The sequence below is a fragment of the Pseudoflavonifractor gallinarum genome (assembly GCF_014982855.1).
GTDB classification, from domain to species: domain Bacteria; phylum Bacillota; class Clostridia; order Oscillospirales; family Oscillospiraceae; genus Pseudoflavonifractor_A; species Pseudoflavonifractor_A gallinarum.
In genome coordinates this window covers 278,632-291,793 of the sequence record NZ_JADCKF010000001.1, presented here as the reverse complement: position 1 = coordinate 291,793, position 13,162 = coordinate 278,632, and the positions used below count along the sequence as shown (strand labels likewise).

General features: G+C 60.9%; 11 protein-coding genes and 1 tRNA gene. 10 read left to right on the top strand and 2 right to left on the bottom strand.

What is annotated here, in order from left to right; translation table 11 throughout:
• The first annotated feature begins 136 nt into the window (after positions 1-136).
• The 3 genes from INF37_RS01375 to INF37_RS01365 are packed head-to-tail and all read left to right on the top strand — an operon-like array spanning position 137 to position 2,166.
• A complete protein-coding gene (locus INF37_RS01375) occupies positions 137-574 on the top strand; it encodes a hypothetical protein (protein WP_193535920.1) in 438 nt (145 codons plus the stop codon).
• Positions 555-1,097: a hypothetical protein gene (locus tag INF37_RS01370; RefSeq protein WP_193535917.1), complete on the top strand. Its 543-nt coding sequence runs from the start codon at positions 555-557 to the stop codon at positions 1,095-1,097. Before INF37_RS01375 ends, INF37_RS01370 begins: the two co-directional genes overlap by 20 nt.
• Positions 1,084-2,166 (top strand): Shedu anti-phage system protein SduA domain-containing protein, encoded by a 1,083-nt coding sequence (locus INF37_RS01365; RefSeq protein WP_193535915.1) that lies wholly within the window; start codon positions 1,084-1,086, stop codon positions 2,164-2,166. The genes INF37_RS01370 and INF37_RS01365 overlap by 14 nt, the downstream gene beginning before the upstream one ends.
• A gap of 48 nt (positions 2,167-2,214) precedes the next feature.
• Here INF37_RS01365 and typA read toward each other — a convergent pair whose 3' ends face one another.
• On the bottom strand, positions 2,215-4,038 hold the full coding sequence (gene typA / locus INF37_RS01360) for a translational GTPase TypA (RefSeq protein WP_101692319.1): 1,824 nt from the start codon (positions 4,036-4,038) through the stop codon (positions 2,215-2,217).
• Between the two features lie 423 nt (positions 4,039-4,461).
• Between typA and INF37_RS01355 the strand changes: the two genes are divergently transcribed.
• The 4 genes from INF37_RS01355 (at position 4,462) to INF37_RS01340 (ending at position 7,133) form a co-directional block, all read left to right on the top strand.
• Positions 4,462-4,538: transfer RNA gene (locus INF37_RS01355), tRNA-Arg, on the top strand.
• 70 nt (positions 4,539-4,608) lie between these two features.
• Positions 4,609-5,355, top strand: coding sequence for a class I SAM-dependent methyltransferase (locus tag INF37_RS01350; protein ID WP_193535912.1), 747 nt, complete (start codon positions 4,609-4,611; stop codon positions 5,353-5,355).
• 132 nt (positions 5,356-5,487) lie between these two features.
• The gene (locus tag INF37_RS01345; protein ID WP_186963103.1) at positions 5,488-6,261 is read left to right on the top strand and encodes an AIM24 family protein; all 774 of its coding nucleotides are present in this window, start codon (positions 5,488-5,490) and stop codon (positions 6,259-6,261) included.
• 44 nt (positions 6,262-6,305) lie between these two features.
• Entirely contained in the window at positions 6,306-7,133 is an 828-nt protein-coding gene (locus INF37_RS01340) for a TrmH family RNA methyltransferase (RefSeq protein ID WP_101692322.1), read from the top strand.
• Positions 7,134-7,211: 78 nt separating this feature from the next.
• Here the strand turns inward: INF37_RS01340 and INF37_RS01335 are convergent, their stop codons facing one another.
• On the bottom strand, positions 7,212-9,185 hold the full coding sequence (locus tag INF37_RS01335) for an FUSC family protein (protein WP_193535910.1): 1,974 nt from the start codon (positions 9,183-9,185) through the stop codon (positions 7,212-7,214).
• A 278-nt stretch (positions 9,186-9,463) separates the two neighbouring features.
• Here INF37_RS01335 and INF37_RS01330 point away from each other — a divergent pair, with 278 nt between their 5' ends.
• From INF37_RS01330 to INF37_RS01320, 3 genes are read left to right on the top strand one after another with little or no spacing between them, the layout of a single operon-like run.
• A complete protein-coding gene (locus tag INF37_RS01330) occupies positions 9,464-10,222 on the top strand; it encodes a DeoR/GlpR family DNA-binding transcription regulator (protein WP_101692324.1) in 759 nt (252 codons plus the stop codon).
• Positions 10,219-11,121, top strand: coding sequence for a 1-phosphofructokinase (pfkB, locus tag INF37_RS01325; protein WP_101692325.1), 903 nt, complete (start codon positions 10,219-10,221; stop codon positions 11,119-11,121). Before INF37_RS01330 ends, pfkB begins: the two co-directional genes overlap by 4 nt.
• Before the next feature lie 39 nt (positions 11,122-11,160).
• A complete protein-coding gene (locus tag INF37_RS01320) occupies positions 11,161-13,083 on the top strand; it encodes a PTS fructose transporter subunit IIABC (RefSeq protein ID WP_101692326.1) in 1,923 nt (640 codons plus the stop codon).
• Positions 13,084-13,162 lie beyond the last annotated feature (79 nt).

Below are 13,162 nucleotides of genomic sequence, written 5' to 3'. Positions count from 1 at the left end.
TTCCGCAGCCTGGATGTCCGATTGGTCGAATCGGGTATAATTGTTCCATAATTTGTAGAAAAAGAATATCTGAAAGCATATAATAGGGACTTGGAATGAACGTATTCCAAGTCTTACAAAAAGAAGGAGGAGCTCCATGGCACAGATTCATTGGGACAGTCTTATACAAATCCGCCCCAATACTATGGGAGAGCTCGCAAAAGTAACTCCCTTCGGACGGCTTTCCCTCACGCGAACCATTCTCGAAAAATTCCCCGATCGAAAGGCCACGGTTTTTTTGTCATCGGATGGAAAATCCCTTTATTTGGCGGCAAAGCAGTCTCACCCGGTCGCATTTCCCCAAAAAGCATGCCATACAAAGGTAGACGAGCTCTATTGCAGTCTGGAGGCCATGGGTTTCTCCTTCCCTGTCTCTTACCATATGGAGTGGGATGAGGAAAATCTGGCCTGGGTGGGGAACTGTGTTGCCGGAGACCCCCCACCTCACCCGGCTGAGGTAGCCAAAAAGCAGGGCAGCCGCACAAAGCGTCGGTCCGGTCCGGCGGGGAGCCAGGATGAAGGAAAGGTATTATGATCCAGGCGTGGCCGAATTTATTCGGATGACCTGTCAATTGTATGGGACCAAGGGCCTGGATCCGGAGGACTGCATCCAGGAGGGGTGGGCCGCCTATCTGACCTTCCGCCAGACAAATCCCTACTGGAGGAAAAAACGCCTCCCCTGGGCGCGCAGTCTCTGTCTGGTCAAGGATGCCCTGGTTGAATTACGACGGGCCGAAACCCGGCAGCGGCCGGTAACCTGCCGGTCACTGGACGCTCTTTTTGCCCCGGACGGGGGAGGGTGGCTCTCAGGATATGAGTGCCTCCGGAGCCCGCTCTGCAAAAGTCCGGAGGATGGCCTGCTCTGGCGGGAGTTTCTCCGGGGCCTTCCGCCTGACTGCCGCCGGCTGGCCAGTTTTCTGTCGGAGGGCTACCAGGAGCCGGAGATCCGCCGCTGTCTGGTATTTGATCAGGAGAAATATCAAACCTGCATACGTCAGCTGCAAAAATACGCCGCACATTATTGGCCGGAGAAAATAAGAAACCATGAAATTGAGTGATTTTATCTTCCGGTATCCCACCGGACACTTCAAGGACGGCATTTGCCGGGTACGTCTCTTCCTGAATACGCAGCAGGAATGCTGTGTGGTGCTCACCGATTTGGAGCGGGAAAACACCTCTACCTCTATACAGAACGCAACCCAATCCCTGGTGGAGCGACTCAAAGAGGTCGGTCACCTCCTGCCCGGAAGCCGGGTATTCCTCCATGAGCCGGCGCACTGGTTCTCCTCCGATGCCTTTTGGGAGATTGATCCCGACTGTCCCTGGGAGATAGACCATTGGCGGAAAGCGCCTGCGGCAGAGCTGCTCCAAACTCTGGGATGTGTAAAAAGGGAGTTTTCCACCCGTCTGAAACAGGACAAGCGCCTCTATACTGAGGTACTGCGGGCCCAGGCCCAGATCGACCCGGACCGCCGTCTGGGCTGTCCGGAGCCGCCTGAGATTACCCGGCGGCGTCTGGAGCTGTGGGAAAACCGGGTGACAAAGGCCGAGCTGGAGCACCTTGTACAGATGGGCGCAGGGGAGCAGGAGCTTGCCCGTCTGATCAAGCGGGATCTCTCTCTGTTGTCGGAAGTCTACGCCCATCCGGAAGACGAGTATATCGCCTTCTCCGAGCTGCCCATCGGGGACGGTGGGCGGGTGGATTTTGCCGTCTTTTCCGGCTGCTCCTGGATGAAGGTCACGCTGATTGAAATAAAGGGGGCGGATTTTCCCCTGGCCACCCAAAGCGGCTATCGGAAATTTAACCACCAGATCGACATTGCCCGCACACAGCTCCAGGAGCGCCAGTACCATATCATCCAGCACCACCGGGACTTTCACGACCGGATGCATGCACTGCGCAGCCAGGTGGAGGGTGGCGCACGTCCGCACAACGCCCTTTTGGGGCCATATGGACATCTTCGGGTGGATCCCTGCAAGGAGCTGAGTATCTACTATATCATCATCGGCGGACGGACCGTGGACGACGAGAAGGAGGGCGCCCTGCGCTATCAGAATGAGATCCAGCTTCCCAAACTGCATGTGGAATCCTGGGATACCTTCCTGCGCAAGTTGCGCCGGACATAAAAACAGGGGGCAGCCCTTCCGGGCTGCCCCCTGTCACAGCATACAGACTTACTTATTCCCCTTCAGGGCCTTCATACGGTCAGCGTGGCTGAGGATGCGCTTGCGCAGGCGCAGGTTCTCAGGCGTGACCTCCAGCAGCTCGTCGTCGCTGAGGAACTCCAGGCACTGCTCCAGAGACATCTGGCGGGGCGTGGTCAGACGCAGGGCTTCATCCGAGCCGGAGGCGCGCATGTTGGTCAGCTGCTTCTTCTTGCAGATGTTGACCGAGATATCCTCCTGCTTGGGCGTCTCGCCCACCACCATGCCGGCGTAGACCGGGGTACCGGGCCCGATGAAGAGGGAGCCGCGCTCCTGGGCGTTGAAGAGGCCGTAGGTCACCGCCTCGCCGGTCTCGAAGGCCACCAGGGAGCCAGTGGCACGGCGGGCGATGTCGCCCTTGTAGGGGGCGTAGCACTCAAAGACCGAGGCCATGATGCCCTCGCCCTTGGTGTCGGTCAGGAACTCGTTGCGGTAGCCAAACAGGCCACGGGCGGGAACCAGGAACTCCAGCTTCATCCGCTCGCCCACCGGGTTCATCTCCAGGATCTCACCCTTACGGGAGCCGATCTTCTCCATAACGGCGCCCACGGAGTCAGCAGGCACATCCACCACCAGGCGCTCAATGGGCTCGCACTTCTTGCCGTCGATCTCCTGGTAGAGCACGCGGGGGGGAGAGACCTGGAACTCATAGCCCTCACGGCGCATGGTCTCGATCAGGATGGACAGGGACATCTCGCCGCGGCCGGCCACGTTGAAGGAGTCGGTGTTCTCGGTCTCGGTGACCCGGAGGGAGACGTCCTTCAGGGTCTCCCGGAAGAGGCGCTCCCGCAGCTGACGGGAGGTGACGAACTTGCCCTCACGGCCGGCGAAGGGGGAGTCGTTGACCGAGAAGGTCATCTCGATGGTGGGGGCGGAGATCTGCACGAACTCCATGGGCTCCACCGCGTCGGGGGCACAGATGGTGTCGCCGATGGTGATGTCGCCGATGCCGCTCATGGCAATGATATTGCCGGCGGAGGACTCGGTCACCGGCACCTTGCCCAGACCGTCAAACTCGTAGAGAGAGACCGCCTTAGCCTTCTTGGCAGGCTCGTCGGGGGTGTGGAAGTTGCACACCGCGATCTCCTGGTTCTGCTTAATGGTGCCCCGCTCGATGCGGCCGATGGCGATGCGGCCCACGAACTCGTTGTAGTCGATGGAGGAGACCAGCATCTGGAAGGGAGCATCCACATCGGCCTGGGGCGCGGGGATATAGTCCACGATGGTCTCAAAGAGGGGAGTGAGGTCCGTGCCGGGCACATCGGGGGAGTAGGAGGCGGTGCCCTGACGTCCGGAGCAGAACAGGGTGGGGGACTCAAACTGCTCGTCGGTGGCGTTCAGGTCCAGCAGCAGCTCCAGCACCTCGTCCATGACCTCATGGATGCGCTGGTCGGGGCGGTCGATCTTGTTGACCACCACGATGACCTTGTGACCAAGCTCCAGGGCCTTGGAGAGCACGAAGCGGGTCTGAGGCATGGGGCCCTCGGCGGCGTCCACCAGCAGGATAACGCCGTTGACCATCTTCAGGATACGCTCCACCTCGCCGCCGAAGTCGGCATGGCCCGGGGTATCCACGATGTTGATCTTGACATCTTTATAGTGCACGGCGGTGTTCTTGGCCAGGATGGTAATGCCGCGCTCGCGCTCCAGGTCGCCGGAGTCCATGACACGGTCCACCGTGGCCTGGTTTTCACGGTAAATGCCGCCCTGCTTGAGCATCTCGTCCACCAGGGTGGTCTTGCCATGGTCGACGTGCGCGATAATGGCTACGTTTCTCAGTTTGGTATTCTGCACGGTAAGCACCTCTTAAAACAAGTTGGTTTATGACCTCTCCCTCGAAAAACTAGCGCCGCCCGGTCCGGATCGCCCGCTCCGGCACATGGTCCGGCGTCCCGCAGGGAGGGAGCTCCTGCGGCCGTGCCATGTTCGGCGGCTGCGGCAGCACCGGATCGACCGCTCACATTCCGGTCTCCTCTGCACTGCCGCCCAATCAGCAGAGAATATTATAGGCTATGCCCGGTGGAAAAGCAACTTTTTTTACGTTTAGAGCCCTCTTTCAGCTATTTTCCCAATGCGTGTGTCAAAACCTGGGGTTCATACGTGCGCTTTTTGTCCTGGAGCAGGATTCCCTCTCAAATCGGCGGGGCGCTTCGCCGTTGACAGGCCCCTACGTTTCGGTTAAAATACAAATCGTGATCGGTAGATCCCGATCGATTCGCCCCTGTACCTCACCAGGATAGAGGGTCCGCCTCCTAAGCGGAATGTAGTGCGTTCGAGTCGCGCCAGGGGTGCCACGTCGGAGCAAGCTTTGTATCGCTTGCTCCGGCTTTTTTATTCTCTTACAGAAAGGATGGGGTTCCCGCCATGCACGATCAGAACATCTATGATAATGAGGTCTTTTTTGAGGGTTACCGGAAGTTGCGGGAGCAGCCATCCGCTGCCAATCACCTTGTGGAAAAACCGGCGCTCTTTTCCCTCTGCCCAAACCTGTCCGGCAAGCGGGTCCTGGACCTGGGCTGCGGTTACGGGGAGAATTGCAGGGAATTTCTGCATCTGGGCGCGTCTCATGTGACGGGTCTGGACCTCTCCGAAAAAATGCTCCAGATTGCAAAGGCGGAAAATAACGCTGAACGCATCTCCTTTGTCCGCATGAGTATGAGCGACCTCTCCGCTCTGGATGGCACGTTTGACGTGGTGTTCAGTTCCCTCGCTGTACATTATGTGGAGGATTTTGACCAGCTGCTCGCTCAGATCCACCGGCTGTTGGCCGACGGTGGAATCTTTCTCTTCTCCCAGGAGCATCCCTTTACGACGGCCCTGCGGAAGGGTCCGCGCTGGTCCCAGAATGAGGACGGAACCATCAACCACTATAATTTGAGCGATTACGGCATTCCCGGTATTCGGACCACCACCTGGATCGTGGACGGTGTCATCAAATACCACCGCACCTTTTCCGACATCGTCAACGCCCTTTCGACCGCCGGTTTTCAGCTGGAGCAAATGCTGGAGCCGCTGCCCGGGGCAGATATTCTGGCACAATATCCCGCCTATCAAAAGTGTTATCATAAGCCGGACTTTTTATTGGTCCGTGCGAAAAAGTGTTGCGTATGATTGCAGTATAGCCGGACAGATTCTCGCTCCGCTCCCCGGCTTCTACTTGCACAATCCCGCAGCCTTGCCTATAATGAGTCTGACCCCATGGAAACAATACTACCATCATCATGGACGAATGGAGGCAGTACGATGTATCAAATCTCTAATTTTTTGGATAACGACGACGTTGCCGTCCTCTCGGCACTGGGCCCTTTCCAGGTCATCGAGTATCAGCGGGACCTGAGCGTAACCCCCAATTCCGCCATGCAGGCCTATTACTGCGCCCAGATGAATGTGAAAAAACGCCAGCTGGTATGTGATCTGAGCAAGGCTAATGTCACCATCCAGGCTGGCGCCATGCAGTGGATGCTGGGCAATGTGAATGCTACCACCGGCATCAAAGGCGTGACCGATCTGCTGGGAAAGGCCATGCGCGGCAAGGCCAGCGGCGAATCCACTATCAAACCTGAGTATACCGGCGATGGTCTTTTGGTCCTGGAGCCCACCTATAAATATCTTATTCTGCTGGACTGCGCCGACTGGGGCGGCAGCGTGGTGCTGGACGACGGTCTCTTCCTGGCCTGTGACAGCAACCTCAAGCACAAGGCTGTCATGCGCTCCAACTTCTCCTCGGCGGTGGCCGGTGGGGAAGGCCTCTTTAACCTGAGCCTCAATGGAAGCGGCACCTTCTGTATCGAGTCTGATTGCCCCCGGGAGGAGCTGGTTGAGATCACCCTCCAGAACGACGTTCTCAAGATCGACGGCAACTATGCCATTGCCTGGAGCGGCAGCCTCGACTTTACGGTGGAGCGCTCCGGAAAGAGCCTGATCGGTTCGGCCGCCTCCGGGGAAGGTCTGGTCAACGTCTACCGCGGCACCGGCAAAGTCCTTATGATGCCCACCGCAAAAATGCCCAATATCTGATCGCTTCACCGCCCCGGGCGGCTGAGCGGGGAAGGAGAACCCCTATGTCCCATATTATCGAGATAACCGATCTCAGTGCACCGGAACTGGCGGTCTTTGCCCACCTCACCGAGGCCCAGCTGCGCAACCGGTTGGAGCCGGAGCAGGGCGTCTTCATTGCGGAGAGCCCCAAGGTCATCCGGCGGGCCCTGGACGGCGGGTGTGAGCCCCTCGCCCTCCTTATGGAGCGGCGCCATCTCACCGGACAGGGGCAGGAACTTCTGGAGCGCTGTCCCCAGATCCCGGTGTATACCGCCGACCGGGAGGTGCTGGCCCAGCTGACCGGCTACACCCTCACGCGGGGAATCCTGTGCGCCATGCGCCGTCCCCGGCAGGCGGAGGTGGAAACCCTGTGCGCCGACGCCCGCCGGATCGCCGTGCTGGAGGGGATCGTGGACAGCACCAACATCGGCGCCATTTTCCGCTCTGCCGCCGCGCTCCACATGGACGCGGTGCTGCTCACCCCCACCTGCTGCGACCCCCTCTGCCGCCGGGCCGCCCGGGTGAGCATGGGCACGGTCTTTCAGGTCCCCTGGACGTACATCGGCAGCGACCACACCCACTGGCCCCACCCCGGTTTGGAGCGTCTGAAGGCGCTTGGCTTCCGCACCGCCGCCATGGCCCTGAGTGACCGGTCCGTGAGCATTGAGGACCCCGCGCTCATGGCGGAGGAACGTCTGGCCATCATTCTGGGTACCGAGGGGGACGGCCTGGCCGCCGAGACCATTGCCCACTGTGACTACACCGTCCGTATTCCCATGGCTCACGGGGTGGACTCCCTGAATGTGGCGGCCGCCAGCGCGGTGGCCTTCTGGCAGCTGCGCGCCCGCTGACCGGCGGTCCCGCTTTTCAACCATCCCATCGTACAAAAAAGGTCTCTGCACAGAACGCAAGTGCAGAGACCTTTTTTCTTATTCCCGCTTTCTGGCCGCCTGTTCTACTCCGGCCAGCTGCCGGGAGAGGCCGTGGGCACTGGCGAGATAGCGGCCCAGTACATAGCCCAGGTCGCCCTCCTCCATTCCCGCCTCCAGCGAGATGGCGTCCAGCGGCGGCCCCGGCCGGTCCATTTCCACACAGAGGGTACGGGCCAGCCGGTTCAGCCCCGGCCCCTGCTCCGGCGGGATAGCTCCCGCCTGGAGGAGATAGTGTACCTGCTCCAGCTCTGAGAACATATTCCACAGCGTGAGCAGAAGCGTACTGGCCTCTGTCCGCTCCTCCCCCTGGGGCAGTGTAAGGACGTAGCCCATGGCCGCGTCGTAGACCAGGTGGAACTCGGTCAGAATCTCACTGGAGAAGGCCGGGTCTACCCGCCCGCCCAGTCCCTGTGAGACCATATCCCAGTAGGTGGCGTGGAGATGCGTCAGTGTGTGGAGATTGCTGCGGAACTGCTTCTCCCGCCGGGTGGGGACAAAGAAACGGTTGATCACCAGCACCAGCAGCACCGCCAGCAGCAGATAGAAGATCCGCAGACCGATGGCCACGGTGTCCTCCATGGTCAGGGAGGCCATGGTCACCGCAAAGGCCGTGGAGAAGATGGGGTGGACCCAGGTCCCGGGGGTGCAGCAGTACATAAGGGAGATCATCACAAAGGAAAAGACAAAGACGCCGGGCACACCGGGCAGAAGGGGATAGACCACAAAGACCAGCAGACAGCCCAGGGCCGTGCCGATGGGCCGGGTGACCATCCGGTGGGCGCTCTCCTCATAGCTGGGCTGAATCAGAAGAAACGCATGGAGGGGGAACCAGTAGGTGTGTTCAAAGTCCCACAGGAGGCTGATGGTACAACTCACCGTCAGCACCACCGAAAGCCGCAGGGCAAAGCGCATCTCAAACCGCTCCAGGGAGAGGCGCTCCCGCAGGCGGCGCCACAGCTCTCTTCCGCCCCCTCCCCGCCAGAGCGGGTGCCGGACCGGTCGGACCTCCCCCCAGTGGCGGAGCAGGAGGAGCATGCGGTGGAGAAAGCTCCGGTAAAAAATGCGCAGGCGCCCCTCGGGCAGAGGGGTATCGGCCAGCATGGCCTGGATCTGTTCCGCCACCGCGGCACGCTCCTCCGCGGTCTGGGCCGCACGCACGGCCCGGACCAGCCCGGCCAAGCCCTCCAGCGCCTCCCGCCGCTCCGGGGGAAGGACCTCCTCCTGCCAGGCCGCGTCGGACACCAGGTAGACTGCCCGCTGGAACAAGATCGCAAACATATTGTAAAAGAGTTTTTGGGGATCGGAGGATCCCGGGAGGCGGTGGTTGCGGTAGCCCATGCGGTGGAAGCTCTGTTCCAACCCATACAGCTCCTTGCGCACCTCGTCGCTCCCGCCTTCCTCCGCCATGCGCTTGAGCAGAGCGGCCAGGCGGTCCAAACTCTCTCCTACACTGTCCCGCTTTTTTTCCGTCCGGCCCCGCCACCAGCCATAGCCCGCCAGGGCCAGAATGAGGGCCGCCGTACAGGCCGCCACCGCCAAAAGTTGCGTCTCCATCTCCTCCGGCGCAGGCGGCCGGAGCTCCAAAAATACAAAGGTCATGGCATAGCCGATATACCCCTTGGGGGCAAACTGGCTGCTCTGAAAAAAGACCAGCAGAAAGGGCACACTGAGATTCAGCAGTACACACAGCCATCCGCTCCTGGTGGCCACCATGGCCAATACGCACAGCAGCATGCACATGAAAAACAGGCGGACATAGTCGCCCAGTGTATGTTCCCGGTTGCGGCGCACCTGAAACAGGGTGGTCGTTCCAGACACTGCCATGGCATAGGCGCTGCCAAAGCAGACCGTGATCATCAAAAACAGCGCGATAAAAAAGAATACGGTGGGTCTGGCGCCCTTCCAGCGGCTCCGAAAGAGCTTGACCCCCTCACTCCATCGCAATCGCACCGGTAAATTTCCGTCCTTCATGCTTTCTCTCCTCTCCCGGCACGCGATCCTTTCTATCTTATCATACCACGCCGCTTTCCAGAGGAAAAGAGCGGGGTTTTGGGGGGCGGCGGGCATGGAGGCGGCTCTTTTCGGGGATGATAGCAGGAGAACCACCGCTTTGCACAAAAATACCCTCTGATTTTTGGCGCCTTTACTGACTGAAAATGATTGTTTAAGATTGAAATTGATTGTAATTGTGCTATAATAGCATCAAGCAATAAAAACAAATCATTTCACATCAAAAAGGAGGGTCTGCTATGTTGGCGGAAGAGCGGTTGGCCGCCATTGTCGCCGCAGTGGAGCAGCGGGGCGCCGCTACGGTGGCCCAGCTCTGTGAGGCCACCGGGGCCTCTGAGGCCACGATCCGGCGGGATCTGAACCTGCTGGACCGGCAGGGCAAGGTGAGCAAGGTCCACGGCGGGGCCGTCGCGGTGGGAGGACAGTTTGACCCGGAAGAGCCGGATCTCTCCACCAAGTCTCTGCTCCACATTGAGGAAAAGGCGTCCATCGGACGGTACGCCGCCTCGCTGGTGTACGACGACGACTTTGTCTTTCTGGACGCGGGCACAACCACCCTGGCCATGGCCAACTGTCTGGGCCAGTCCGGCGCCACCTTTGTCACCACCAGCATCGCCTGTGCCCGCCGTCTGAGCGAGCTGGGCCGCAAGGTCTACATGGTGGGCGGCAGGCTCAAGCTGGGCACCGAGGCCATCGTGGGCGCGGAGGCCATTGCCGCACTGGAGCGCTACAACTTCACCAAGGCCTTTCTGGGGATCAACGGCATTGCCCTCCGGCAGGGATGCACCACCCCCGACGCGGAGGAGGCCGCAGTCAAGACCCGGGCGGCAGAGCAGGCCTACCTCACCTATGTGCTGGCCGACTCCAGCAAATTCGGCAAGGTGACGGCGGTGACCGTCCGTCCTCTCAGCCAGGTCTGTATCATCACCGACACGCTGCCCGACGAGAGCTTCCGCGCCCATGCCGTCATCAAGGAAGTAGGAGAAACGCACCTATGATCTACACCGTCACCTTTAATCCGGCCATCGACTATGTGGTCCGCATGGACCGTCTGGAGCCGGGAAGCATCAACCGCGCCAGCCAGGAGCTGATCCAGTTCGGCGGCAAAGGCATCAATGTCTCCACCGTCTTGGGCAATTTGGGAACGGAGAGCGTCGCTCTGGGTTTTCTGGCCGGGTTTACCGGCCGGGCCATTGAGGCCGGCCTCTCCGCCGCAGGAGTACGCACAGACTTTATCCACCTGCCGGAGGGATTCACCCGGATCAATGTCAAGATCAAGGCGGGGGAGGAGACCGAGCTCAACGGCCGGGGACCCGCCATTCCCCCGGAGGCGCTGGAGGCCCTGTTCCGCAAGCTCGATGCGCTGACCGGCGGGGATATTCTGGTACTGGCCGGTTCCATTCCCGCCTCCCTGCCCAGTGATATCTACGAGCGCATTCTGGAACGGCTGGATGGCCGGGGCATCTCGGCCGTCGTCGACGCCGAGGGCGATCTGCTGGCCAACGTGCTCAAATACCGTCCCTTCCTCATCAAGCCCAATCGACTGGAGCTGGGCGGTATGTTCGGACAGACCCTGGAGACACTGGACGAGGTCCGCGCCTGCGCCGCCAAACTTCAGGAGCGGGGCGCCCGAAATGTGCTGGTCTCCATGGCAGGGGATGGGGCCATCCTTCTGGATGAGACCGGCCGCTTCCACCAGGCCCCGGCAGCCCGGGGCACCGTACGCAACTCCGTGGGAGCGGGTGACTCCATGGTCGCCGGTTTCCTGGCCGGATGGCTTGATTCGGGCCAATATGAGTCCGCCCTGCGCCTTGGGACGGCCGCCGGCGGGGCCACCGCCTTCTCCGACGGTCTTGCCTCCCGGGACGCGGTCGAGGCCGTCCTCCGTACCCTCTGAGCATTGTTTCTTCAAACCTGATTTGAAAGGATAAGAGTCATGCGCATCACCGACCTTCTGCGCGCCGAGAGCATTCAGCTCAACGCGTCGCCTGCCGATAAGGCCGCCGCAGTGGACCTGCTGGTGGCCCTGCACAGCAAGGCGGGCAATCTGACCGACCAGGCCCTCTATAAAAAGGACATTCTGGCCCGGGAAGAACAGAGCACCACAGCCATCGGCTGCGGGATCGCCGTTCCCCATGCCAAGAGCGCCGCGGTCAAGCGGCCCGGCCTCGCGGCCATCACCGTTCCCGGCGGCGTGGATTATGACGCCCCGGATGGCCAGCCCTCCACCCTCTTCTTTATGATCGCGGCCCCCAAGGACGGGGGAGACACCCACCTGGAGATCCTCTCCCGGCTGATGGTCATGCTGATGGACGAGACCTTCTGTCAGCGCCTGCTCTCCGCCGGGGATGTGACGGAATTCCTGGCCTGCATCGACCAACAGGAGGCCGAGAAGTATCCCGATGAGGTACCCGCTCCCGCATCGGCTCCGGAGCAGGCGCAGGAGCAGGGCTACCGCATCGTGGCGGTCACCGCCTGCCCCACCGGCATCGCACACACCTATATGGCCGCCGAAGCGCTGGAGAAAAAAGGGTCCGAGATCGGCATTCCCCTCAAGGCGGAGACCCAGGGCTCCGGCGGAGCCAAAAACATCCTGACCCGGGACGAGATCGCCGGGGCGGATGCGGTCATCATCGCCGCGGACAAAGAGGTGGACCTGAGCCGCTTTGACGGCAAGCATGTTCTCCGGGTACCCGTGGCAGAGGGCATCCACCACCCGGAGGAGCTCATCCGAAAGGCACCCGACGCCCCCATCTACCACCACACCGGCGCCGTCGCCCAGGAGGAGATCCGGGAGAGCCTGGGCCGCAAGCTCTATAAGCAGCTCATGAACGGCGTGTCCCATATGCTGCCCTTTGTCATCGGCGGCGGCATTCTCATCGCCCTGGCCTTCCTGCTGGACGATCCCTCCATCGACTACGCCAACTTCGGTACGAACACCCCGCTGGCCGCCTGGTTCAAGAACATCGGCGGAGTTGCCTTCAACTTCATGCTGCCCATTCTGGCCGGCTATATCGCCATGGCCATTGCCGACCGGCCCGGTCTGATGGTGGGCTTTGTGGGCGGTTCGCTGGCCGTATCGGGCGCCACCTTCCTGCAGCCCGGCGGCGGCTCCATTTCCGCCGGATTCCTGGGCGCCCTCATCGCCGGCTTTGCCGCGGGCTATCTGATGCTGGGGCTGCGCAAGCTCTGCGACCGGCTTCCCCGGGCCCTGGAGGGCATCAAGCCCGTCCTCATCTATCCAGTGGTAGGTCTGCTGATCATCGGCCTCTTCATGTGTGTGGTCAATCCCTTTGTGGGCATGCTGAACAACGCCCTCTACGCCGGCCTGGCCTCCATGAACGAGGGCAGCCGTGTGGTCCTCGGCTTTGTGGTAGCGGCCATGATGGCCATTGATATGGGCGGCCCCTTCAATAAGGCTGCCTACCTCTTCGGCACCTCCACCCTGGCCACTGCGGACATCGCCGCGGGAGGCTCCGGTGTGATGGCAGCTGTGATGATCGGCGGCATGGTCCCGCCCATCGCCATCGCTCTGGCCACCACCTTCTTCGGCAACCGCTTTACCCCCGAGGAGCGCAAGTCCGGCCCGGTCAACTATATCATGGGCCTGTGCTTTATCACAGAGGGTGCCATTCCCTTTGCCGCCAGTGACCCGCTCCGGGTCCTGCCCGCCTGCATCCTGGGTTCCGGCGTGGCCGGCGCGCTGTCCATGCTTCTGGGCTGCGCCTCCCCCGCGCCCCACGGCGGACTGTTCGTATTCCCGGTCATGCACAATGTGCTGGGCTATTTTGTGGCCCTGGCTGTTGGCTCCCTGGTGGGCATGCTGCTGCTGGCCATCCTCAAGCGCAAAAAAGCGTAAATCCACCTCTTCTGTCCCCGGATGATCCGGGGACAGAAGAGCCCCTAACCATCCATACCAACCCTGTGTTTATGAAGAA